Here is a 24,133-nt window from a genome sequence, read left to right as displayed (position 1 = left end):
TTCTTGTTCGCCCAGCTTGGCAGCCCCTCAGCCCCGGATTGCGTTGCCAGCCTCGTTGAAGCGGTGAATGCGCGCAGGGTCCGGCACCAGCGACACGCGGTCGCCGGCGTGCAGGCTCAACTCGCCGATATAGCGCGCGGTGAGCATGCCCAGCGGGCCTGCATCGACATAAAGAAAAGTGTCGCTGCCGAGATGCTCGGCGACCGCGATCGTGCCCGGCCAGCCGCCGGCGCCGTCGCGCTCGATCTTGAGGTGCTCGGGCCGCACGCCGATCGTTGCCGCACCGCGCTGAAGCGCCGACTCGCCGGTGACGAAGTTCATCTTGGGCGAGCCGATGAAGCCCGCGACGAACAGGTTGGCGGGCTTCTCGTAGAGCTCGAGCGGCGAGCCATATTGCTCGATCTTGCCGGCGTTGAGCACGACGATCTTGTCGGCCATGGTCATGGCCTCGACCTGGTCATGGGTCACGTAGATCGCGGTGGTGCCGAGCTGCTTTTGCAGCCGCGTGACCTCGATCCGCATCTGCACGCGCAGCGCGGCGTCGAGATTCGACAGCGGCTCGTCGAACAGGAAGCCCTTGGGCTCACGGACGATCGCGCGACCGATCGCGACGCGCTGGCGCTGGCCGCCCGAAAGCTCGCGCGGCTTGCGATCGAGATAGGGGGTGAGATTGAGCGTCGCGGCCGCCGCCTCGACCTTGCGGTTGATCTCGTCCTTGGCAAGACCGGCCATCTTCAGGCCAAATCCGATATTGCCGCGCACGCTCATATGCGGATAGAGCGCGTAGGACTGGAACACCATCGACAGGCCGCGCTTCGCCGGCGGCACGGCGACGACGTTCTTGCCGTCGATCAGGATCCGTCCGTCGGTGACGTCTTCCAGACCCGCGATCAGCCGCAGCAGCGTGGTCTTGCCGCAACCGGATGGGCCGACGAACACCACGAAGGAGCCGTCCGCGATATCGAGGTCGGCGCCCTTGATGATGTGAACCGGACCGAAGGCTTTTTGTACGCCCTGAAGTGTGATCTGACCCATGATTCGGCAGCCCTTCTGTTACTTGACCGCGCCGAAGGTGAGCCCGCGGACGAGCTGCTTCTGGCTGAACCAACCGAGGACGAGAATGGGCGCAATCGCCAGCGTCGAAGCCGCCGACAATTTGGCCCAGAACAGTCCTTCGGGACTCGAATAGGAGGCGATGAAGACGGTGAGCGGCGCGGCCTCGGAGGTCGACAGGTTCAGCGTCCAGAATGCCTCGTTCCAGGCGAGGATGAGGTTCAGCAGCAGCGTCGACGCCAGGCCCGGGATCGCCATCGGCGTCAGGACATAGACCAGCTCACGGCCGATAGTCGCTCCATCCATGCGCGCGGCTTCCAGGATGTCGCGTGGAATCTCCTTGAAATAGGTGAACAGCATCCAGATCACGATCGGCAGATTGCCGAGACACAGGATGAAGACGAGGCCGATGCGGGAATCGAGCAGGCCGACGGTCTTGAAGATCAGGTAGATCGGCACGAGCACACCGACCGGCGGCATCATCTTGGTCGAGAGCATCCAGAGCAGGATGTCCTTGGTGCGCTTGGTCGGCGAGAACGCCATCGACCACGCCGCGGGGACCGCGATCAGGAGCGCAATCAGCGTCGAGCCGCCGGCGATGATGATCGAATTCAGCGCGTGATGAAGGTAGTCGCTGCGCTCCTGCACGGTCGCGTAGTTTTCCAGGGTCCAGTGGAAGAACAGGAAGGACGGCGGAATGGCGAAAGCTTCGAGCTCGGTCTTGAAGCTCGCCAGGATCATCCAGAGGATTGGGAAGAAGATGAGAAAGCCAGCCAGCCAGGCTCCTGCCGTCGATACCGCCACCCGCCGTGTCGTTGCCATCCGCGCCATTTTTCAAGCCTCCAGGTTGCGGCCGACGATGCGGACGAGGAAGAAGGCGACGATGTTGGCGATCACCACCGCGACGAGGCCGCCCGCCGACGCACTGCCGACGTCGAACTGGATCAGCGCCTGCGAATAGATCAGGAAAGCGATGTTGGTGGTCTGCAGTCCCGGGCCGCCGCCAGTGGTGACGAAGATCTCGGCAAAGACCGTGAGCAGGAAGATGGTCTCGATCAGGATCACGACCGTGATCGGGCGCGCCAGGTGCGGCAGCGTGATGTAGATGAAGCTCGAGAGCCCGCCCGCACCGTCCATCTCGGCGGCTTCCTTCTGCTCCTCGTCGAGAGATTGCAGCGCAGTGAGCAGGATCAGGGTCGCGAACGGCAGCCATTGCCAGGCGACGATCAGGATGATGGCGAACATCGGCACGTCGTTGAACCAGTCGATCGGCGTCAGCCCGAACAGCTTGGTGAGCCAGGCAAACAGGCCGGACACCGGATGCATCAACAGGTTCTTCCAGACCAGCGCACTCACCGTCGGCATCACGAAGAACGGCGCAATCACCATCAGCCGCACGATGTTGCGGCCGACCACCGGCTGATCGAGCAGCATCGCCAGGGGAATGCCGAGCAAAATGGTCAGCACCAGCACCGAGCCGACCAGCACCAGCGTGTTCTTGAGCGAGGCGATAAACGCGGGATCGGTGAGGAAGTAGCGGAAATTCTCCAGGCCGACGAACACCTCGGAGCCGGGATCGAGCAGGCTGTAATGCAGCGTCGAGAAATAGAGCGTCAGCGCCAGCGGGACGATCATCCAGATGAACAGCAGCCCGACGGCCGGGGCCAGGAGCGACCGCGCAAGATACTGCGTCTGCTTGGTTGCCATCCTCGCTTCTCCTCTTCCGGGAAGAAGGCGGCCATCCATCCTATGGGCTGGATGGCCGCAAGTTTAGGCTCTCAGGAGGGTGAGCCCGCTTACTTGATGTAGCCGGCGCGCTTCATCTCGCGCTCGGTCGTTGATTGCGCGGCAGACAGCGCAGCATCGACGGTGGTCGATCCCGACAATGCGGCCGAGAACTGCTGCCCGACCTGCGTGCCGATGCCCTGGAACTCGGGGATCGCCGCATATTGCACGCCGACATAGGGCACCGGCTTCACGGTCGGGTGGTTCGGATCGGCCGCATCGATCGAGGCCAGCGTTGGCTTGGCGAAAGGCGCGACCTTCAGATACTCGGGATTCTGATAGAGCGAGGTCCGGGTGCCCGGCGGCACGTTGGACCAACCCTCCTTCGAGGCCACGAGCTTGGTGTAGTCCTTGCTGGTTGCCCAGGCGATGAACTTCTCGGCCGCATCGCTCTTCTTCGAGCCGGCAGGTATCGCCAGACTCCAGGCCCACAGCCAGTTGGCGTTCTTGCCGAGCCCGGTATTCGGGGCGAGCGCGAAGCCGACCTTGTCTGCGACCTTGGAATCCTTCGGATTGGTGACCATGGACGCCGCAACCGTCGCGTCGATCCACATCGCGCATTTGCCGGCGTTGAACAGCGCCAGGTTCTCGTTGAAGCCGTTCGAGCTCGCGCCGGGAGGGCCGGCCTGCTTCATCAAATCGACATAGGTCGTGAGCGTCTTCTTCCATTCCGGTGAGTTGAACTGCGGCTCCCACTTCTCGTCGAACCAGCGTGCGCCGTAGGAGTTGGACATGGCGGTCAGGAACGCCATGTTCTCGCCCCAGCCGGCCTTTCCGCGCAGGCAGATGCCGTAGATGCCGGCATCCTTGTCGGTCACCTTCTTCGCCGCATCGATCACGAAATCCCAGGTCGGGCTTTCCGGCATCTTCAAGCCGGCCTTCTCGAACAGGTCGGTGCGATACATCACCATCGAGCTCTCGCCGTAGAACGGCGCGGCGTAGAGCTTGCCGTCGACGGAGACCGCATCCTTGATCTTGGGCAGGAGGTCGGCGACGTCGTAGTCGGCGCCGAGATTGGCGAGCGGCACCAGCCAGCCCTTCTTGGCCCAGATCGGCACCTCATAGGTGCCGATGGTGAGAACATCGAACTGTCCGCCCTTGGTGGCGATGTCGGTGGTGACGCGCTGGCGCAGCACGTTCTCCTCCAACGTCACCCATTTGACCGTGATGTCGGGATTCTTCGCAGTGAATTCACTGGTCAGCCCCTGCATGCGGATCATGTCACTGTTGTTGACGGTGGCGATCGTCAGGGTCGTTTCGGCCATCGAGGGGACGGAAAACAGCAGTGCGGACACGCCGCAGACAGCGCCTAGGACTTTTTTCACGGTGACCTCCCTAAACTCGCGTTTTGAGCATATGCCCACGCGTTGAGCGTATGTTCACCCCAAGGCCGGAGTTTTGTCAAGCAGGCCGCGCGGGCGTTTCAGCAACTTCCGAGTGCTGCGGTGCGGGAGTGAGCGCTCTTGCATGACCCTCGGTGTCATGCCCCGCGCAGGCGGGGCATCCAGTACGCCGTGCAGTAAATTGGTTTGGCCCAAGCGAGGCCGCGGCGTACTAATCATCCGCCGGAGCCGGTCGTCCGGCCGGCCGAAGGCCGGACCGGATGGCGGATGACGACAGTGTCGTGCGGGGAAAGACCGCGCGCCTCACGAGGATGCTGGAAAACGAGCCGCCTACCGCTCGAGGATCGCGCGTGCGGTCGCCTCGTCGGTGATCAAGCCGTTGATCAGGCGGCCATTCAGTGCGGCCGCGATCGCCGAAACCTTCGCCGCGCCGACCGCCGCCCCGATCGTCGTGGTCTTGACCGGCACCTCGGGCGGGATGCTGGTGAGGCGCTTGTTGGTACCGCCCTTGAGCAGGCGGCCCTTGGCATCATAGGCCCAGCCGGTGATCTCGCCGATGGCGCCGAGCCGCATCATTTCGAACAGCTCGTCGCGGGTGACGAAGCCGTCGACGTGAACCTGCGCCTTCTGGTCCATCTGGCCGATGCCGACCAGCCTGAGGTCGGCCTTGGTCGCGATCGCCTTCACCTTCGCGATCGGCTCGATCCGACCCATCTTGTTGCGCTCGTCCTCCGAGGACATCAGGAACGGCAGCGGCATCGGATAGTGCCGCGCCCCGGTGCGGTCGGCGAGCCGGCCGACGGTATCGTAGAAGCTCGCCGAACCGTCGGCGGAGATGTTGCCGACCAGCGACACGATCTGGTGATTCGGCCGGTCGATCGGGGTGACGCGCTCCACCGCCGCACGCACCGCACGGCCCGTGCCGAGCGCGACGATGACCGGCGTCTCGGAGCGCAACGTCGCGTCCAGGAGGTTGGCGCAGCGCTCGGCAATCCCCGCGGTCGCCTGCGGCGCTGCGGAATCGGTCGGCACCACCTCGCAATGGGCAAGCTCGAAGCGCTCCTTCAGCCGCGCGGCCAGTTCCATACAGGCCGCAATGGGATGTTCGAGCCGGAACGTGATCAGGCGCTCGGCAAGGCAGAGCGAGACCAGCCGCTGCGCCGAGGCACGCGAGACCTGGAGCATTTTGGCGATCTCGTCCTGCGTGTGACCGGCAATGAAGTAGAGCCAGCCGGCGCGCGCGGCATCGTCGAGCCTGGATTTTTCGTTTTCCACCGCCATGGCCGGCGTCACGCGTCCTTCCAAAAATCACTCATCTGCACGAAGACCCGATCGGCCCCGGCGGCGGTCAATATAGCGCGGCCGTCGCGGCCGCGATAATGGCTGCCGCCGACAAATCCCCAGACGCTCATGCCGGCCGCCTTGGCCGCCTGCACGCCGCTGACGCTGTCCTCGATCACCAGCGCGCGCGCCGGATCGGCCCGCATCTTCGCAGCGGCATAGAGGAAGAGATCGGGGGCCGGCTTGCCGTGTCTGACCATCTGCGCCGTGTAGAGCCGGTCGCCGAAATGCGGCTTCAGGCCGGTGACATCGAGCGAAAGCGAGACGCGATCGATGTCGCTCGACGAGGCCACGCAAAACGGCCTGTTCAACTCCGATACCACCGCGGCGATCCCGGGGATCGGCTGCAGCGCACCTGCGAAGGTGCTCAGCACCCTCGACTTGAAGCGAGGCAGGAAGCCATCCGGCACGACCTGTCCGATATCGCGATAGTGCTGCTCGATCGCCTTCGTGCTACGTCCGAGGAACAGCTCGAGGGCCTGCTGCTCGCTGAGCGCGATGCCGAATTCGGACAGCACTTCGGAAAGGCAGCGGCAGCTCAAGAGCTCGCTGTCGACGAGCACGCCGTCGCAGTCGAAGATGATCAGATCGGGCTTTCGGCGGCCGTTCTCCATCCGGCCATTCGATCATATACCCAAGCCATGAGCAATAGCTCAGCCGGGAACACGCCCCCGCGGCATGGCGTACCGCCGTGAACGAGGACGAACGATCCGGGCTGTGCCATGATGACAGCGAGCCACGGCAACAGGGAATGAGCAGGTATCTTCCGCTGGTCGGGCAGACCCGCCATCGAGCCGAGGCGGCCTGCAAGCCCACATCGTGGGGATTGTCGATGAATCGCTTGAAGGGCTGTGCTTTGGCGACCGCCGCCCTCGTTGCACTACTGGCAACAGCATCGACCCTTGCCGAACAACCATCCGCAAAACCGGTGCAAGAGGTGAAGATCCCGCTCAACTATCTGCCCTTCGACCTCAAGGGTTATCTCAGGCGTCCCGACGGAAACGGCCCGTTTCAGGCTGTCATCCTCCTTCCGATCTGCGGTGCTTTTCTGGATTCCGTCGATCAGAACTGGGGGGCTGCGATCGTATCCTGGGGGTATGTTGTGCTGACGCTGGATGTCTTTACAGCGCGGGGCATCAAGAGCGGACAGACCTGCCCCTATCCTGCACCTCCCGAAACCGTCGAGGATGTCTATCAGGCTTTGAACTGGCTGGTCGCGCAGCAGAACATCGATCGAAACCGAATTTTCCTCGTGGGCTTCGGACGAACCGGGACGGTTGCCCTGTCAACCGTGGAACGAGACGTCGCGACGAAGGCAAAGCGCAGGTTCCGCGGGGCTGTTGCATTCTATCCTGCTTGCGGCACGAACAAGGGGGTCATGGCCGCAGCCAGTTTGGTCATCGTCGGCGCTCTCGACGAGAACAGATTCGAGGCCTGCCGCAAGATGGCCGAAGGTAACGACGACATTGGAATTTCGCGGCAGCATGGCGAGGGTATTCCCATCGAATTTGTCGCACTGCCCGACGCTTATTCGGGCTTCGACGTACCGCAATATCAAGAACCGGTCGAGGTGCATGGAGTTCACGTCGAGTTCAGCAAAGCGGCCACCGAACGATCGAAGGAGATTCTGCAGCGCTTCCTTCGCGCCGTCGGACAGTAATATAGTAATATCAAGAGGCCCACTATCACCCTGTCGGATGGCGCCCTTCATCCTCTTTGGCTTATGACCGTAGCGCGCTAATATCGTCGTCGCCTCGCTAGCCGATGAGCCCGGCCATGCCAGAGATCATCAATCTTGGCGCAATCCAGCTGACGTTTCTGCAGAGCAAGGACGACACCGCCGGCAGTCTCGATCTGTTCGAGATGACGCTCCAGCCCAACGCGCGCATGCCGATCCCTCACTATCACGATCGCTGGGACGAGACGATCTATGGCCTGAGCGGCATCTCGACCTGGCGGATCGATGGACAAGACACCGACGTGGCGCCGGGCGAGACCGTGTTCATCAGGCGCGGCGTCGTGCACGGCTTCACCAATCGTTCGGCCCGACCGGCAACCTGCCTGTGCATGCTCAGCCCGGGCGTGCTTGGTCCGCAATACTTCAAGGAAATGGCCGCCCTGCTCTCGGCCGGCACGCCTGATCCGGCAAGAATGAAGGAGACGATGCTGCGCTACGGGTTGGTTCCGGTGCTGCAGTCCTGAAGCAGGCGCGGCCATCAAGCTGAAATGGTTAACCGCCAAATCGCGCTTGCTCGGCGAGGACGAGACAGGTCCCCGCAATCATCCGTGCTTGATCTCCGGCAATGGCTCTGTTTGGATGGATTCCATTCGGCGCTTCAATTTTCTGATAATCGTATTTTACGGAATCGAAATGTTGCTTGCTGCGTTCCTGATTGCCTTTGCCGCGACCGCTCCGTGGGTTCCACCTCAAGGCTGCCGCGCACGTGAAAGCAGCCGTGCCGCCACGCGCTGCATTGACACAAAATCACTTTCATGGATGCTAGCCACCGTCGTTCCTCGGTTGCTCGCTCACCAAGAGGCATCGTGACCGTACACCGCACCGGCTTTGGGAATCGGCTCCTGGCGGCGTTGCCGCCCGAGGATTTGGGCTTGCTCACGCCCCACTTCCAGAAGGTCTCGTTCGAACCCGATGCCGTCCTGGTACGGTCGGGCGACGAGCTCGACCCGGTCTATTTTCCCCATAGCGGCGCGATCGCCTTCATGCTCGATATGCCGGACGGGCAAACGGTTGCCACCACGTTGATGGGGCGGGAAGGTGCCTTGGCCTCGTTCTCCGTACTCGGTCCGTCGCTTTCGTCCGTCACGGCGACTGCCCGCTTGGCCGGCACGGCATCGCTGATATCAGCCGCCAAGTTCCGGGCTGCCTACGCGCGGAGCTCAGCCATCAGGCATGTCGTGCAGGTCCACGCCCGCGCACTGTTGTTGCAGCTCCAGCACGTGGCCGCCTGCAACGCGCTGCATCGGGTGGATGGCCGCATGGCGCGGTGGCTCCTGCAACTGCACGACCGCGTTCCCGATGATCTTCTTCCCGTGACGCAGGAGGCACTGGCGCAATTGCTCGGGGTGCGGCGGACGACTGTGACTCTGACGATGAGCAAGCTTCGCGCGGCGGGCGCCATCCCGTCCGACCGGCGCGGCTCCGTAGAGATTCACCGGGCGCGACTGGAGAGGGTCGCATGCGAATGCTACGCGCTCATGCAGCGCAACATCGACCGGATGTATTGCCAGGAATTGTCGGCGCCGCAACCTGCCTCTGCGCCATTCCGGGAAAGCTCCTTCGTCCCCTTCGACGAAGCAGCTATCGAACCCAGAGCCGCTTTGCGCGAGCAAAAATGAAGCGTGTCCTCGATCGGATCAGCCTGACATAGCCAACAAGTCGCGGGAGCGCGTGCCGTCAGCGTGCCCACGACCTTGCGTAAAATTGAGGAAGATGATGGGCACGGCGCTTGCGCGCGTTTGCCCACCCTACGACTACGATAGCCCAGCTACCGCCGCTGGTTGTACACGTCGATGCAGACCGCACCGAGCAGCACCAGGCCCTTGATGACTTGCTGGTAATCGATGCCGATGCCGAGGATGGACATGCCGTTGTTCATCACGCCCATGATCATGGCGCCGACCACGGCACCGCCGACGCGCCCGACGCCGCCGTAAGCCGAGGCGCCGCCGATGAAGCAGGCGGCGATGACGTCGAGCTCGAAGCCGAGGCCCGCCTTCGGGGTAGCGGTGTTGAGCCGCGCGGCGAAGACGAGGCCGGCAAGCGCGGCCAGCACGCCCATGTTGACGAAGGTGAAGAAGGTCAACCGCTCGGTCTTGATGCCCGAGAGCTTTGCCGCCTTGGCATTGCCGCCGACCGCATAGATCTGCCGCCCGATCACGGTGCGGCGGGTGACGAAGCCGTAGAGCGCGATCAGGGCGCTCATGATCACCAGCACGTTGGGCAGGCCGCGATAGGTCGCGATCAGATAGGTGAAATAGAGCACCGCACAGGCCAGCACGACGCTCTTGCCGAGGAAGAACGCGTAGGGCTCGACCTCGATGCCGTGCGACTGCTCGCGCGAGCGGCTCTTGGCGCTGGCATAGACCAGTCCGAGGGCCAGCACGGCGCCGATCAGCAGCGAGGTCGGATGCAGCGTCCCGGCTTCAGGCAGGAACTCCGGAATGAAGCCGGACGATAGTTTCTGGAAGGTCGGCGGGAACGGCCCGAGCGACTGGCCCTGCAACACCGCAAGCGCCAAGCCCTTGAACACGAGCATGCCGGCCAGTGTCACGATGAAGGACGGGATGCCGAAAAAGGCGACCCAATAGCCCTGCGCCGCGCCGATCGCCGCACCGAGCAGCAGGCAGGCGATGAAGGCGACGGTGTAGTCGACCTTGTAGGTCACCATCAGCAGCGCGGCCACGGCGCCGACGAAACCCGCGACCGAGCCGACCGAGAGATCGATATGGCCGGTGACGATCACCAGCAGCATGCCCAGCGCCATGATGACGATGTAGCTGTTCTGGAGCACCAGATTGGTGAGGTTGAGCGGCTGGAGCAACGTGCCGCCGGTCATGACCTGGAAAAACAGCATGATCGCAATCAGCGACATCAGCATGCCGTAGTTGCGTAAGTTGTTCTTGATGAAGCCCGTGTGCCGGCGTTCCTCAGGCAGCGAAACCGTCTTGTCGGTCATGGCTGCAGTCCTCCCATCTCCGCGGCCTCAGGCACGCCGTTCCCATTGTTTCTCTCGTTGCGCATGATGGCGCGCATGATCTTCTCCTGCGTCGCCTCATGGCCCGCGAACTCGCCGACGAAAGCGCCGTCGTTCATGACGCAGATGCGGTCGCAGATACCGAGCAGCTCCGGCATCTCCGACGAGATCACCACGACGCCCCGGCCGGCCTCCGCCAGCTCGTTGATGATACAATAAATCTCATATTTCGCACCGACGTCGATACCCCTGGTCGGCTCGTCCAGGATCAAAACCTTGGGGTCGGTCATCAGCCATTTCGACAGCACGACCTTCTGCTGGTTGCCGCCCGAGAGCTGGCCCGTCTCCTGGTAGACGTCGGAGCAGCGGATGCGCATCCGGTTGCGGTAGTCGCTTGCCACCTTCAGCTCGGCAATGTCGTCGATCACCTTGCCGGGGGCGACCTGATCGAGGCTGGCCAGCGTAATATTCTTGCGAACGTCGTCGGCCAGGATCAGCCCGAGCTGCTTGCGGTCCTCGGTGACATAGGCAAGGCCGGCGTCGATCGCCGCCGCCACGCTCGGCAGCACGATCTCGTTGCCCTCGAGGCGGATGCGGCCCGTGATATTGGTGCCCCAGGAGCGGCCGAACAGGCTCATGGCGAATTCGGTGCGCCCCGCCCCCATCAGCCCGGCGATCCCGACGACCTCGCCGCGCCGCACACCGAAATTGACGTTCTTGATGACCTGCCGCTCGGGATGGATCGGGTGATAGACCGACCAGTTCTCGACCTTGAGGACGGGCTCCCCGATCTTGGCGCTCCGCTCGGGGAAGCGGTGGGCGAGATCGCGGTTGACCATGCTGCGGATGATGCGGTCCTCCTGGACCTGCTCGGTCCGGCAGTCGATGCCATCCACGGTGCGGCCGTCGCGCAGCACCGTGATGTGGTCGGCGACCTTGGCGACCTCGTTCAGCTTGTGGGAGATCAGGACAGAGCCGATGCCCTGCTCGCGAAATTTCATCAGCCGCTCGAGCAGCGCGGCGCTGTCGGCCTCATTCAGGCTCGCGGTCGGCTCGTCCAGGATCAGCATCCGCACCCGCTTGGAGAGCGCCTTGGCAATCTCGACCAGCTGCTGCTTGCCGACGCCGAGATCGGTGATCAACGTGTCCGGCGACTCCTTCAGGCCGACCTGGGCCAGGAGCTCCCGCGTCCGGCGGTAGACCTCGTCGCGGTCGATGACGCCGAGCTGTGACGGCGGATGCGAGAGAAAGATATTCTCCGCAATCGACATCAACGGGATCAGCGCCAGCTCCTGGTGGATGATGATGATGCCGAGCGCCTCGGAGTCGTTGATGTCGCGGAAGCGGCGCTCCTCGCCGTCGAATACGATGGTTCCCTCATAGCTGCCGTGGGGATAGACCCCGCTCAACACCTTCATCAGGGTGGATTTTCCGGCACCGTTCTCGCCGACCAGGGCATGGATCTGCCCGGCCTGAACCGAGAAATTGACGTCACGCAGCGCCTGCACGCCCGCAAAGCTCTTGCTGACGCCGCGCATTTCCAGCATTGCCGTCATCGTCTTGTGTCCCGTCGGTTAGTTCACCTCTCCCCGCTTGCAGGGCAAGCGGGGAGAGGGAGCAGCGCACCTTACTGGAATTGCGCCTTCTTGTAGTAGCCGCTGTCAACCAGGATCTTTTCCCAATTGTCCTTGTAGACCACGACCGGCTTGAGCAGGTAGGACGGCACGGTCTTGGAGCCGTTCTCGTAGGTCTTGGTGTCGTTGACCGTGACCTGCTTGCCGGCGAGCGCCGCGTCGACCATGTCGGCGGTCACCTTGGCGAGGTCGCGGGTGTCCTTGAAGATGGTCGAGTACTGGTCACCGCGCAGCATCGCCTTGATCGAGGGCACCTCGGCGTCCTGGCCGCTGATGATCGGCATCGGCTGGTCGGCACTGCCGTAGCCCACGCCCTTCAGCGACGAGATGATGCCGATGGAAAGCCCGTCATACGGCGACAGCACCGCGTTGACCTTCTTGTTGCCGTAGTAGGCGCTGAGCAGGTTGTCCATGCGGGCCTGCGCCGTGGCGCCGTCCCAGCGGAGCGTTGCAACCTTGTCCATGCCCATCTGGCCGGATACGACGACGAGCTTCTTGCTGTCGATGTAGGGCTGCAGCACCGACATCGCGCCGTTGTAGAAGAAGTAGGCGTTGTTGTCGTCTGGGGAGCCGCCGAACAGCTCGATGTTGAACGGACCCTTGCCGTCCTTCAGACCGAGCCCCTGCACGATCGATTCCGCCTGGAGCACGCCGACCTGGAAGTTGTCGAAGGTCGCATAGTAGTCGACGTTCGGCGTGCCGCGGATCAGGCGGTCATAGGCGATGACGGTGATGCCCTTGGCCTTGGCCTGCTTGAGCACGTCCGACAGCGTGGTGCCATCGATCGCCGCGATCACCAGCGCCTTGGCGCCCTTCGTCACCATGTTCTCGACCTGCGAGAGCTGGTTCGGAATGTCGTCCTCGGCGTATTGCAGATCGGTGTTGTAGCCGCGCTCCTTCAGCACCTTGACCATGTTGTTGCCGTCATCGATCCAGCGGGCCGACGACTTGGTCGGCATGGCGATGCCGACGGTCGCCTTGTCCTGGGCCATCGCTGGCCCCGATGAGGCCATCGCGGCGGCGCCCGCGAATGCGAGCGCGAGTACGGTCGTCTTCAGTTTAAGCATACTTCACTCCCTTGGGTGTAAGAACGTTTGTAGTTGCAGCAAGAACTTAGGTGTTGTGCGCCTTTGAGTGACTCCTTGGATCTCCTATTCAAGCTTGACGTCGGGCTCCGCGCGACCGCGTGCGGCAGCCTCGAGGATGAAGGTGCAGCCGGCTTGCGGATCGGCGGCGCGTGCCGCCGCATCCATATCCTGCCACGCCGAGGTGACAAGAAGCCGTGACAGATCGGGCCCGACGAAGGCGGGACAGCTCGACTGCCGCGCGGGCACCGCCAGCGAGCGCAAGCGCTCGCCTTCGGGACTATAGACGTCGACGCAGGCGCCGCCCCAGCGCGCGTTCCAGATCAATCCGTCGGCATCGACCACCGAGCCGTCAAGACCGCCGACGCCGGTGTGGCGCACCAGCACCTCCGGCTCGCCGCGCGGCAATCCCGTCGCCGGATTGAGCGGAACGCGATAGAGCACGTGACGCGCGGTGTCGGCGAAGTACCCGATCGCGCCGTCCGGCGAAAAACAGATCGAATTCGGAATGCTGACGCCGGGAAACAGCGTCGAGATCTTGCCGCGATGGAGCGCGTAGATCGCGCCGGCGCCCGCTTCCGCCTTGAGGCCCATGGTGCCGATCCAGAACGTGCCGGATTGATGCACGCGTGCGTCGTTCGACCGCGTGCCCGGATTATCGGCCTCCAGCGGACGATAGAGCGTCATCGCGCCGTCGGCGAGCGCGCGGATATAAAGGCCGTCCTCGGCCACGATCAGCTGCCGCTCGGCATCGATGCGGCCGAGCGCGCTCGCCATCCGGCCGAGTGCGTGGACGCGGATATCGCCGCGGCCGAGATGGGCTTCGTAAAGGCGACCTTCGCGGATGTCGAACCACCAGGCGGTATCGGTGGTGACGTCATAGGTCGGGCCCTCGCCGAGATGGCAATGCTCGGCGGAGAGGACAGAGGTCGGCACCTGCTCGGTCATGGCGAGCTCACCCCAAATCGATACACGGTGTGGTGCTTGTAAGCGCTGCCGGGCGCAAGACGCGGGCTCGGGAAATCCGGCCGGTTCGGCGAATTCGGCCAGATGTGCGGCTCAAGGCAAAGCGCATCGGACTGCCGATACAGCCGGCCGCCCTTGCCCGCCACCGAGCCGTCGAGGTAGTTGCCGGAATAGACCTGCAAGCCCGGCTGATCCGTGAACAGCTCCATGACGCGCCCCGAGCGCGGCGCCTCCACGCGCGCGGCAAGACGCAAGCTGCCGTCAAGCGGAAGGCAGAACGTGTGATCATAGCCCTTGCCGTTGCGCAATTGCCGATCGTTCTGCCGGATCCGCGCGCCGATTGAAGTGGCCTCACGGAAGTCGAAGGGCGTGCCGGCAACCGCGTGCGGCGGCCCCGCCAGCGGGATCGCGGTCGGATCGATCGCCAGGAAATGTTCGGCCGCGACCATGAGCTTGTGATCGAGGATCGGCGTTCCCGACGTCGCCCCTTCCAGATTGAAGAAGCTGTGATTGGTGAGGTTGACGATGGTCGGACGATCGCTCCTCGCCTCCATGATGACCGACAACTCGGCAGGACCGGTCACCCGATAGGTGAGACGAACGTCGAGTTGGCCCGGGTAACCTTCCTCACCGTGCTCGCTTGTATAAGTGAGCGTGACTGCAGGCTCCGCGCCGTCAGCGAGGTCGGCGATCTGCCAGAGCTTGCGGTCGAATCCGTCCAGGCCGCCATGCAGCGCGTTCGGGCCGTTGTTGGCGGCGAGTTCGACCTTCTCGCCATCGAGCACGAAGCGCGCGTCCGCAATACGGTTGGCATAGCGGCCGACGGTCGCGCCGAAAAACTTCCGCTCGGCAAGATAACCGGCAAAATCGTCATAGCCGAGCACGACGTCGTCGGGTGCGCCCTTGGCATCGGGAGCGATCAGCGCCTGAAGCACCGCACCATGGGTGATGATGCGCGCTTCGAAACCGCCCTGCCCGCGCAGCACCACGCGCTCGACGGCGCGGCCATCCGGCAGCGTTCCGAAGACGTCCTTTGCGATGCGGCTGCCTGCCATGATCATTCCACGAACGGTTCGACGACGTTGCGCTTGCCAAGCATGAAGGCGTCGGCGACGAGACGGAACGGCGTCAGGTCGACATCGCTCTCCCCCGTCGCCGCAAGCTCGACGAAACGCCGGTAGAGCCCGCGATATTCGGCTTCCGGCTCTTCCGCAAGCACTTTGCCATCGACCGCCATGCGGGCGCCGCCGCCCGACAGCGTCATCCGGCCCTGATCGGTCTCGGCGACGATGTCCCAGCTCTGCGGGCCGGTCTGTCGGAAGTCGAATTCCGCCATGATCGGCAGGCTGCCGGCGTCGGTAAGCGCCAAATTCGCCGCAATCGGCGCGTCGCGATTGGCGGGAAAGGACAGGTCGGCCGCGGTCACGAACACAGGGCGCGGCAGGATGCGGGTCAGGATCGAGAGCGCATTGATGCCGGGATCGAACACGCCGAGCCCGCCCGGCTCCCAGATCCAGCCCTGCCCCGGATGCCAGACGCGGACGTCTTCCTTCCAGCTGATGTGCACGGACTTGATCCGGCGCGCGGCAAGCCATTGCCGCGCCGGCTCGACGGCCGGGGCAAAGCGCGAATGCCAGGTCGCAAACAGCGTCCGCTTCGCATCCTTCGCCATCGCGACCAGCGGATCGAGCTCACCGACGCTGAGGCCGGGCGGCTTCTCCAGCATCACATGCTTGCCGGCGGCAAGCGCCGCCAAGGCCTGCGCGCGCCGCACCTGCGGCGGCGTGCACAGCGACACCGCATCGATCGGTGGCCCTTTCTCGAGCAGGTCCTCGATGGTGGCGAAATGCGGCAGATCCGGTAGCGAGGCATTGCGGCTCGCGATGGCGGAAAGCGTCGCACCCGGCGTTGCCGCGATCGCGGCGACGTGCTGGTCGCGCGCAATCTTGCCGAAGCCGACGATGGCGATGCGAAGTTCGGTCACGCTCATTCTCCAGATTGCGCGGACGGAGCCGGCTCGGCCGGCGCCGTCTCGATCACCGTGCCTTCATGGCGGCTCATGCCATTATGGATGACGAAGACCATGGCGGCCGCGGCGGCCTCGGTGTCACCCGCCGCGATCGAATCGACGATCTTCTGGTGCCAGAGCAGCACCGTGTCGCGATCCTCGACCTCGACCGGCGCGCTGAGCAGGAAGGACGCCCGCAAGGCGGCTTCGATGACGTGGCCGATCGAGCGCATGAACAGATTGCCCGACGCGCGCGCGACCGCAACGTGCAAGGCGAGGTCGGCGTCGGCGAAGCCTGCCGAATCCGATGCCTCGCGCCGCATGCGATCCATGCTGCGATTCAGCTCGGCGAGGTCCTCCTCCGAGCGCCGCGCGGCCGCGAGCATCGCCGCGCGCGGCTCGACCGCGAGACGGATCTCGGCGAGGTCGTTGAGGAAGCGTTTGTCGATGCCGGCATCGAGATGCCAGGCCAGCACATCGGCGTCGAACATGTTCCAGGCGCCGCGCTCGCGCACGACAGTGCCGACCCGCGCCTTGGTGGTGAGCAGACCTTTTGCCACGAGGGTCTTCACGCTCTCGCGCAACACCGGCCGCGAGACGCCGAACATCGAGGTCAGCTCGGCATCGCCAGGCAGCCGCGTACCTTCGGCATAGCGACCCGCGATGATGTCGACCCCGATCGAGCGGGACACTTCCGCATGGTTGGAATGGGCCCGCCGCGTCGGGATGACGACGATGCGCGAGGTCATGGCGTGGCTCCCGCAGGTCTCACGGCCGGCCGGCGCGCGATCGCGATCATGACCTGCTGCAAGGCGATGAAGGCAAACAGCAGAACGCCGGTCGCGATCTTGGTCCACCAGCTCGACAGCGTGCCGTCGAAATTGATGTAGGTCTGGATCAGGCCCTGAATGAGGACGCCGAGGAACGTTCCGACCACCGAGCCCTGCCCGCCGGTGAGCAGCGTACCGCCGATCACCACCGCCGCGATGGTGTCGAGCTCGACACCGACGGCCGAGAGCGAATAGCCGGCGCCGGTGTAGAAGGAGAAGACGATGCCGGCGATGCCTGCGAGCAGGCTCGACAGCATGTAGATGCGGATCGTCATCTTGCCGACGGCGACGCCCATCAGGCTCGCCGTGATCCGGCTGCCGCCGAGCGCATAGACATTGGCGCCGAAGCGGGTGAGCTGCAGCAGCAGCGCTCCGCCGATCACGATGACCAGCATGATGATCGCAACCGCTGTCAGTCGCCCGCCGCCCGGCAGTCGCAGCGCAAAGTCCGAGACCGTCGAATAGATCGGCGCGGTGATCGGCACCGATTCCGTGGAGAGCAGGAAGCTCGCGCCGCGCGCGAGGAACATGCCGGCCAGCGTCACGATGAACGGCGGCAGATCGAACAGATGGATGACGGCGCCCATCGCCGCGCCGAAGGCCGCGGACAGCGCCAGGATAGCCACGAAGGCGACCAGCGGCGGCATGCCCCAGCGCTCGATCGCGAGCGCGACGAACACGGTGGTGAAGCCGATCACCGAGCCGACCGACAGGTCGATGCCGCCCGAGATGATCACGAAGGTCATGCCGGTCGCGACGATGCCGAGGAAGGCGTTGTCGGTCAGGAGATTGCAGACCACGCGGGTCGAGGCAATGTTGGGAAATTGCAGCGCGCAAAGCACGAAGCCCGCGACGAGCACGATGGCCGTGATGAGGACGGGCGGCAGGCCTTTCATGCTTTCGTCCCCCGGATACGCGCCACGATGCCGGCCATGCCGGTCAGCTTCGGCGATTGCAGCAGCAGCACCGCCAGCACCACCACGGCCTTGACCAGGAGGTTGAATTCCGGGGGATAGCCCGACAGGAGAATGCCCGTGTTCATCGTCTGGATGATGAGCGCGCCGAGCACAGCGAGCAAGAGGCTGAAGCGGCCGCCGAACAGCGAGGTTCCGCCGATCACGACGGCCAGGATCGCGTCGAGCTCGAGCCACAGGCCGGCATTGTTGGCATCAGCCCCCATGATGTCGGCCGCGGCGATCACGCCCGCAAGCGCCGCGCACACGCCGCACCAGACATAGACGGCCAAGATCATGGCGCGGGTGCCGACGCCGGCGAGATCGCTCGCGCGCGCATTGCCGCCGGTCGCCTCGATCAAGAGACCGAGCGCCGAGCCGCGCACCACGGCGCCGGTGAGGATCAGCATCCCCAAGGCAATCGCGACCGGCACGGGAACGCCGAGGATGGCGCCGTTGCCGAGCCAGACCAGATCCGGCGAGGTGAAGGTCACAATGCGCCCCTCTGTGATCAGCTGGGCGATCCCGCGGCCGGCAACCATCAGGATCAGCGTCGCAACGATCGGCTGCATGCCGAGGATGCTGACTAGAAAACCGTTCCAGAGGCCGCAGACGAGGCCCGCACCGAGCGCAGCCGCGAGCACCACGGGCAGGCCGTGACTGTCCGCAAGGCTCGCCGCAATCGCGCCGGAAATCGCCATGACTGCGCCGACCGAAAGATCGATGCCGCGCGTCGCGATCACCAGCACCATGCCGAGCGAGAGCAGCGCCACCGGTGTGCCGCGGTTGAGCACGTCAATCATGCTGCCGAACAGCCGTCCGTCCTGCAAGCGCAGATCGAAGAATTGCGGCGAGACGGCGCGATCGACCATCAGGATGACGATCAGCGCGAATATCTGGGCGAGGCCCCGGCGCGGCAGAAGAGCGGTCACGGCCTGCCCTCCTGCGCGATGGTGCTGCCGTCGGCGGCAATCGCCGCCAGAATATTGGAGACGTCGATCGCCTCGCCCTGCAACTCCTCGACATGGGCGCGATCCCGCAGCACGACGACGCGATCCGAATAGGTGACGATCTCGTCGAGCTCGGAGGAGATCACGAGTAGCGCGAGGCCATCGTCGCAGAGCTCGCGGATCAGGCGGATGATCTCGGCGTGCGCGCCGACGTCGATGCCGCGGGTCGGCTCGTCCAGCACCAGGAGCCGCGGCGAGGTTGCGAGCCAGCGCGCCAGCAGCACCTTTTGCTGGTTGCCGCCGGACAACAGGCCGACCGGACGCTCCGGATCGGGCGGACGAATATCGAGCATTTTGACATACCGCGCGGCGATCTCGTCCTGCTCGCGGCGCGACAGCGGCCGGTGCAACCCTCGCTTGGCCTGCAGTGCCAAGACAATGTTCTCGCGCACCGTGAGCTCGGCCACGATACCTTCGGTCTTGCGCTCCTCCGGGCAATAGCCAAAACCGTGGCGGACGCCGTCGCGCGGGGTCTGGAGCCGCGCTGGCGCGCCCTCCACTTTCGCCTGGCCCTGATCGGAGCGCTCGGCGCCGAACACCAGCCGCGCCGTCTCGGTGCGCCCCGAGCCGAGGAGGCCGGCGAGACCCACGACCTCGCCGTGGCGCAGTTCGAGATCGAACGGCGCGACGTAGCCGGCCTTGCCGTAGCCCTTAAAGCTCGCGCAGACCCCGCGCGCCTGATGCTCGCCCGCGGACGCGCGTGCGCTGGTGGTCTCGGCAAGCTCGCGGCCGAGCATCATCCTGATCAGCTCGAGCCGCGGCAGCGATGCGGTCTCGCGCTCGCCGACGAGGCGGCCGTTGCGCAGGACGGTGATGCGGTCGGAGATTTCGTAGACCTGGTCGAGGAAGTGGCTGACGAAGACGATGCCGATGCCGCGGCCGGCAAGCTGGCGCATGATCTTGAACAGAATCTCGACCTCGTGGCGGTCGAGGCTCGCGGTCGGCTCGTCGAGAATGAGAACGCGCGCCGACAGGTCGACGGCGCGGGCGATCGCGGTGACGTGCTGGATCGCGACAGAGTAGCTGCCGAGCGGCGCCGCCACGTCGATGTCGAGGCCGAACCCGGCAAGTAGCGCGTTTGCCCGCCGGCGCATCTCGCCTTCGCGGACGATGCCGAAGCGCATCGGCTGCCGGTCGAGAAAAAGATTCTGCGCCACCGACAGGTTGGGCAGCAGATTGACTTCCTGGTAGACGGTGGCGATCCCAGCTTCCAGTGCCGCCTTCGACGATCGCGGCGCGACCTCGACGCCGCCGAGCCGAACGATTCCGGCATCGCGCGGGAAGATCCCGGTGACCACCTTGATCAGCGTGGACTTGCCCGCGCCGTTCTCGCCGAGCAGGGCATGGATCTCGCCGGCACGAAGCGTGAAGTCGACGTCCTGCAACGCACGTACAGCGCCAAAACTCTTGCTGATCCCACGCACCTCGAGCAGACAAGGGGCAGAATCCGGGCCGGTCTCCATTGCGACGTCACTCCCGCCGGCGTCCGCTTGTGGGGTTGCGGACGTCCAGCCAATTCACCACGCTTAGCAGTTTCGAAGGGGGTGGCGCCACCGCAGCATGCGTCAGCCGCGGTGGCGCACGGGAGGGCTCAGTAACCGAGACCCTTCTTGCTGTCGTAGATCTTCTGCGGATCGTCGGAGGCGGTATAGAGCTTCGATTCCGTCTGGATCCACTTCGGCGGAACGGTGCCCTTGTCCTTGAAGGCGGCGATGACGTCGAGCGCGGGCCCGGCCATGTTCGGCGTCAGCTCCACCGTGGCGTTCGCCTCACCTGCGGCCATCGCCTTGAAGATGTCGGGAACCGCGTCGATCGAGACGGTCAGGACGTCCTTGCCGGGCTTGAGGCCGGCTTCCTTCATCGCCTGGATTGCGCCGACCATCATGTCGTCATTATGCGCATAGACCGCGCAGATCGACTTGCCGCCGCCTTCGGCCTTGATGAAGCTCTCCATCACTTCCTTGCCCTTGGCGCGGGTGAAGTCGCCGGTCTGGCTGCGCACCACCTTCAGGTTCGGATGCTTGGCGACGACGGAGTCAAAGCCCTTCTTGCGGTTGGTGGCGACGCTGGCGCCGACCGTACCCTGCAATTCGACGACGTTGCAGGCCTTCTCGCCGACCGTCTTGGCGAGCCACTCGCCGGCGACGGCACCTTCGTGCACGCTGTCCGAGGTGACGGCGGTCAGATAGAGCTCCTTGCCGGAGGGATCGATGTCGCGGTCGAGCAGCACGACCGGAATCTTGGCCTCCTTGGCCTCCTTCAGCACCGCGTCCCACCCGGTCGAGACGACCGGCGCGAGGAAGATCGCGTCGACGTTCTGCGCAATGAAGGAGCGGATCGCCTTGATCTGGTTCTCCTGCTTCTGCTGGGCGTCGGCGATCTTCAGGTTGACCTGGCGCTTGGACGCTTCCTGCTTGGAGACCGAAGTCTCAGCGGCGCGCCATCCGGATTCCGATCCAATCTGCGAAAAACCGATGGTGAGCTGGCCGGCATTGGCCGGCAACGCGAGCAGCAGCGCTGCCGTGGCGGTGGCCGCAAAGAGGGCTTTGAGGGTCATCAGGCGTGTCTCCCAAAAAATGTTTATCTCGGATGCCAATTGGTATGATGGCACCTACTAGACCGCCCCTCTGGGCGGCGGGAGGGACTATTTCACGGAAGCTCAGCTCCGTATAGTCATATTATTTGACTATATGACTGATCACAAAAATTTTCGCATACACTCGTGGCACGCGAATTCTGCGTGCCTATGCAACGAAAAGATGAACGCGAAAATGTGGAGCGGCCTATCGACGGGGCCCGCTATATTCTCCACTGCGTTAGCGTTGTGCGCAGAGGCGAAGGTGAAGCCATGCAGACATGCGATGTCGCGGTGATCGGGCTGGGCCTTATGGGCAGCGCGGCGCTCGACGCTTTGCTCAGCGCTGGCGTCGATGCGCTGGGTTTCGACCCCATTGGCCCCGGCGATAACCGCGGCTCCTCGCACGGTTCTTGTCGGGTGTTCCGACGCTTCAACTTCGAGAATGACAACTATACCGATCTGAGTGACGCAGCCCTTGCAGGCTGGAAGCGGCTGGAGTCTGACAGCGGCGAAACAATCCTCATACCGTCTCCGGTTCTGGAGGCCGGCCGGCCCGGATCGCCGATGGTGGCGGCCTCACGCGCTGCGGCGCTGGCGAAAGGCCATGCGGATCCCGCTTGGTCGGCCGCTGCGGCAAATCGGGAATTCCCTGCATTCGCTCTTCCTGCCGACTGGGATGTGGTGGTGCAGGACGGTGGGGCCATTCTGAAAGCCGAAGTCGCCCTGAGGATCACGCGTTCGCGCGCCAACGAGCGGGTGTTTCCGGAAGCTGCGCAGATCGACTGTCGTCCAGACGGCGTTCTGGTGCGCACCAAGACCCGGGACATTTTCGCCCGGCAGGCCATCCTCGCTCTTGGCCCATGGCTGGGCCGCGCCCTGCCCAAGATCGCTCCGATGCTGGAAGTGACGCGGCAGGCGGTGGGCTGGTTTAGCGCCGCCCGACCCGAGAGCGTGTCACCCGACCGCTTTCCACTGTTCATTCTGGAGCGGGGACCCAACGATATCGTGTACGGCTTCCCGGATTTTGAACAGCGTGGCGTGAAAGCGGCCCCCCATAATCATGGACCGAAGGTAGACGCGGACGACTGGGACCGGCCGGCGACGGATGCCGAACTAATGCAGGTCGGAAACGCCCTGGCCCAGCTTGTCCCGGGTGCCGCCGGTCCCATCGTCGATCGCGATATCTGTCTCTACACGAACACCGCGCCGGCCGACCACCGACCGGACAAAGGCCAGGAGTTCATCATCGATCGATGGCCAAATTCCCGGCTGATCGTCGCCTCGCCCTGTTCGGGTCACGGCGCGAAGTTTGCGCCTGCCATCGGCGAAAAACTTGCCCGCCTCGCCATCGATCCAACGTACCAAGTCGAGCCTTTCTTCCAACTGTCCCGGTATTCGGCTTTCGCCTGACGAGTCGATGATGTCGTCGTGGGCTTAAAGCAGCCTGCGCTGCGCGAGGTTCTTCATCAGCGCGCCGATGCCGAAGCTCCAGGGCTCGCATTCATCGCTCGTGCGCATGCGGTTGGTGAGCTTGCCGAGCTCAGGGGCTGCGATGGTGACGATGTCGTCATGCTTGTGGGTGAACCCCTGCCCCGGCGCATCGCGATCCTCGACCGGCGCGAACATCGTGCCGAGGAACAGCACGAAGCCGTCAGGATATTGATGGACGGTGCCGATCGTCTGCGCGACGAGATCGGTGGGATCGCGGCTGATCTTGCTGATCGAGGAATGGCCGTTGAGCACGAAACCGTCCTGCCCCTTCACGTTGAGGGTGATGTCCAGCCTGCGCGCGTCATCGAGGGAGAAGGTGTCGTCGAACAGCCGCAGCAGCGGGCCGATGGCGCAGGAGGCGTTGTTGTCCTTGGCCTTCGACAACAGCAGCGCCGATCGCCCCTCGAAGTCGCGCAGGTTCACGTCATTGCCGAGCGCGCCTCCGACGATCTTGCCGCGGCTCGAGACGAACAGCACCAGTTCCGGCTCCGGATTGTTCCATGTCGATTTCGGATGCAGCCCGGCATCCATGCCGGCGCCGACCGACGACAGCACCGGCGCCTTGGTGAAGACCTCCGCATCGGGGCCGATGCCGACCTCGAGATACTGGCTCCAGGCGTTCTGCTCGATCAGCACCTGCTTCAGCCGCATCGCCTGGTCCGAGCCTGGCTTGAGCTTTGACAGATCGTCACCGATGAGCCGCGTCACTTCTTTCCGGATCGCTTCGGCCGAGGCCGGATTTCCCTTTGCCTTCTCCTCGATCACGCGCTCCAGCATGGAGATGGCAAAGGTCACGCCGGCGGCCTTGAGGGTCTGAAGGTCGACCGGCGCGAGCAGCCAGGGTTTTTGCCGGTCGCGCTGATCGGGCGGCGTATTGGCTGCGATCGCCTCGAGATCGCCGATCCGCTCGCCCTTGGTCTCGCGCACGGCCTTGGCCGGATCGGCCTCCTCGCAGAGCGCGCTGATGGTCGGAAACCGCGCGGTGACGTCGAACACGCCGTCGCTGCGCACCGCGACCACGGCGGGACCATTGACCTGCGGCAACCAGACGCGGCCAACCAGCGTGCCGCGCGTCCCGTCCTCCGGCAAAACATCCGTCGCCGTCAGTGTCATCCTGGCCGTTTCCGACTTCATTGCATCGGTCCTTTTCTCTTTCGTTGTCACCCGCGTGGCACGACAGGCGCGCCGCTCGCCAGCACCAAGAACACCATTTGCGGGCGTTCCGCCACTGGGCAGCGTGCGATTCAACCACGCGGCGCGCGGTCGCCTATTGCACCGCGGAACCATTTGCGACGCAACATTCAAAATGAGACTGCCCGTTAAGCCGTGCATGGCTCCGAC

The 24,133-nt window shown here is 64.3% G+C and carries 22 protein-coding genes; 4 read left to right on the top strand and 18 right to left on the bottom strand.

Translation table 11 applies throughout. The features are described from left to right. Positions 1-27 precede the first annotated feature (27 nt). The 6 genes from QQL28_RS05365 to QQL28_RS05340 all read right to left on the bottom strand — a co-directional run bounded on the left by QQL28_RS05365 (position 28) and on the right by QQL28_RS05340 (position 6,136). Positions 28-1,035, bottom strand: a complete 1,008-nt coding sequence (locus QQL28_RS05365; RefSeq protein WP_284261959.1) for an ABC transporter ATP-binding protein — start codon at positions 1,033-1,035, stop codon at positions 28-30. A gap of 18 nt (positions 1,036-1,053) precedes the next feature. After that, the gene (locus tag QQL28_RS05360; RefSeq protein WP_284261957.1) at positions 1,054-1,884 is read right to left on the bottom strand and encodes a carbohydrate ABC transporter permease; all 831 of its coding nucleotides are present in this window, start codon (positions 1,882-1,884) and stop codon (positions 1,054-1,056) included. A gap of 3 nt (positions 1,885-1,887) precedes the next feature. Further along, positions 1,888-2,760 (bottom strand): carbohydrate ABC transporter permease, encoded by an 873-nt coding sequence (locus QQL28_RS05355; RefSeq protein WP_284261955.1) that lies wholly within the window; start codon positions 2,758-2,760, stop codon positions 1,888-1,890. Positions 2,761-2,849: 89 nt separating this feature from the next. Next, entirely contained in the window at positions 2,850-4,103 is a 1,254-nt protein-coding gene (locus QQL28_RS05350) for an ABC transporter substrate-binding protein (RefSeq protein WP_284262493.1), read from the bottom strand. Between the two features lie 408 nt (positions 4,104-4,511). Next, the gene (locus QQL28_RS05345; protein ID WP_284262491.1) at positions 4,512-5,462 is read right to left on the bottom strand and encodes a sugar-binding transcriptional regulator; all 951 of its coding nucleotides are present in this window, start codon (positions 5,460-5,462) and stop codon (positions 4,512-4,514) included. Between the two features lie 8 nt (positions 5,463-5,470). After that, a complete protein-coding gene (locus tag QQL28_RS05340; RefSeq protein WP_284261953.1) occupies positions 5,471-6,136 on the bottom strand; it encodes an HAD family hydrolase in 666 nt (221 codons plus the stop codon). Between the two features lie 77 nt (positions 6,137-6,213). On the opposite strand from QQL28_RS05340, the gene QQL28_RS05335 reads away from it, so the two are divergent. From QQL28_RS05335 to QQL28_RS05325, 3 genes are all read left to right on the top strand, one after another. Next, positions 6,214-7,182, top strand: a complete 969-nt coding sequence (locus QQL28_RS05335; protein WP_284261951.1) for a dienelactone hydrolase family protein — start codon at positions 6,214-6,216, stop codon at positions 7,180-7,182. A gap of 116 nt (positions 7,183-7,298) precedes the next feature. Beyond that, on the top strand, positions 7,299-7,724 hold the full coding sequence (locus tag QQL28_RS05330) for a cupin domain-containing protein (RefSeq protein ID WP_284261949.1): 426 nt from the start codon (positions 7,299-7,301) through the stop codon (positions 7,722-7,724). Positions 7,725-8,066: 342 nt separating this feature from the next. Then, a complete protein-coding gene (locus tag QQL28_RS05325) occupies positions 8,067-8,879 on the top strand; it encodes a Crp/Fnr family transcriptional regulator (RefSeq protein ID WP_284261947.1) in 813 nt (270 codons plus the stop codon). 149 nt (positions 8,880-9,028) lie between these two features. Here the strand turns inward: QQL28_RS05325 and mmsB are convergent, their stop codons facing one another. The 11 genes from mmsB to ytfQ form a co-directional block, all read right to left on the bottom strand. Beyond that, positions 9,029-10,219, bottom strand: coding sequence for a multiple monosaccharide ABC transporter permease (mmsB, locus tag QQL28_RS05320; protein ID WP_284261945.1), 1,191 nt, complete (start codon positions 10,217-10,219; stop codon positions 9,029-9,031). After that, positions 10,216-11,793, bottom strand: a complete 1,578-nt coding sequence (gene mmsA, locus QQL28_RS05315; RefSeq protein ID WP_284261943.1) for a multiple monosaccharide ABC transporter ATP-binding protein — start codon at positions 11,791-11,793, stop codon at positions 10,216-10,218. Before mmsA ends, mmsB begins: the two co-directional genes overlap by 4 nt. A 71-nt stretch (positions 11,794-11,864) precedes the next feature. Then, on the bottom strand, positions 11,865-12,938 hold the full coding sequence (gene chvE / locus QQL28_RS05310) for a multiple monosaccharide ABC transporter substrate-binding protein (RefSeq protein WP_284261940.1): 1,074 nt from the start codon (positions 12,936-12,938) through the stop codon (positions 11,865-11,867). Positions 12,939-13,022: 84 nt separating this feature from the next. After that, positions 13,023-13,904, bottom strand: coding sequence for an SMP-30/gluconolactonase/LRE family protein (locus tag QQL28_RS05305; protein ID WP_284261938.1), 882 nt, complete (start codon positions 13,902-13,904; stop codon positions 13,023-13,025). After that, positions 13,901-14,977: an aldose epimerase family protein gene (locus QQL28_RS05300; protein ID WP_284261936.1), complete on the bottom strand. Its 1,077-nt coding sequence runs from the start codon at positions 14,975-14,977 to the stop codon at positions 13,901-13,903. The genes QQL28_RS05305 and QQL28_RS05300 overlap by 4 nt, the downstream gene beginning before the upstream one ends. 2 nt (positions 14,978-14,979) lie before the next feature. Further along, positions 14,980-15,906 (bottom strand): Gfo/Idh/MocA family protein, encoded by a 927-nt coding sequence (locus tag QQL28_RS05295; RefSeq protein ID WP_284261934.1) that lies wholly within the window; start codon positions 15,904-15,906, stop codon positions 14,980-14,982. Between the two features lie 2 nt (positions 15,907-15,908). Then, the gene (locus QQL28_RS05290; RefSeq protein WP_284261932.1) at positions 15,909-16,679 is read right to left on the bottom strand and encodes a FadR/GntR family transcriptional regulator; all 771 of its coding nucleotides are present in this window, start codon (positions 16,677-16,679) and stop codon (positions 15,909-15,911) included. Beyond that, on the bottom strand, positions 16,676-17,656 hold the full coding sequence (yjfF, locus tag QQL28_RS05285; protein WP_284261930.1) for a galactofuranose ABC transporter, permease protein YjfF: 981 nt from the start codon (positions 17,654-17,656) through the stop codon (positions 16,676-16,678). Before yjfF ends, QQL28_RS05290 begins: the two co-directional genes overlap by 4 nt. Beyond that, entirely contained in the window at positions 17,653-18,645 is a 993-nt protein-coding gene (locus QQL28_RS05280) for an ABC transporter permease (RefSeq protein ID WP_284261927.1), read from the bottom strand. Before QQL28_RS05280 ends, yjfF begins: the two co-directional genes overlap by 4 nt. Beyond that, positions 18,642-20,186 carry a sugar ABC transporter ATP-binding protein gene (locus QQL28_RS05275; protein WP_284261925.1) on the bottom strand — a complete coding sequence of 515 codons (1,545 nt, stop codon included), beginning with the start codon at positions 20,184-20,186 and terminating at the stop codon, positions 18,642-18,644. The genes QQL28_RS05280 and QQL28_RS05275 overlap by 4 nt, the downstream gene beginning before the upstream one ends. Before the next feature lie 128 nt (positions 20,187-20,314). Continuing rightward, positions 20,315-21,280, bottom strand: a complete 966-nt coding sequence (gene ytfQ, locus QQL28_RS05270; protein ID WP_284261923.1) for a galactofuranose ABC transporter, galactofuranose-binding protein YtfQ — start codon at positions 21,278-21,280, stop codon at positions 20,315-20,317. 165 nt (positions 21,281-21,445) lie between these two features. On the opposite strand from ytfQ, the gene QQL28_RS05265 reads away from it, so the two are divergent. Further along, entirely contained in the window at positions 21,446-22,711 is a 1,266-nt protein-coding gene (locus QQL28_RS05265; protein WP_284261921.1) for an FAD-dependent oxidoreductase, read from the top strand. Between the two features lie 24 nt (positions 22,712-22,735). On the opposite strand, the gene QQL28_RS05260 is transcribed toward QQL28_RS05265, so the two are convergent. Further along, positions 22,736-23,926, bottom strand: coding sequence for a fumarylacetoacetate hydrolase family protein (locus tag QQL28_RS05260; RefSeq protein ID WP_431309577.1), 1,191 nt, complete (start codon positions 23,924-23,926; stop codon positions 22,736-22,738). Positions 23,927-24,133: the final 207 nt, after the last annotated feature.

The sequence above is a fragment of the Bradyrhizobium iriomotense genome, assembly GCF_030160715.1.
Lineage (GTDB): Bacteria > Pseudomonadota > Alphaproteobacteria > Rhizobiales > Xanthobacteraceae > Bradyrhizobium > Bradyrhizobium iriomotense.
This window is presented reverse-complemented; position numbering and strand designations above follow the sequence as displayed.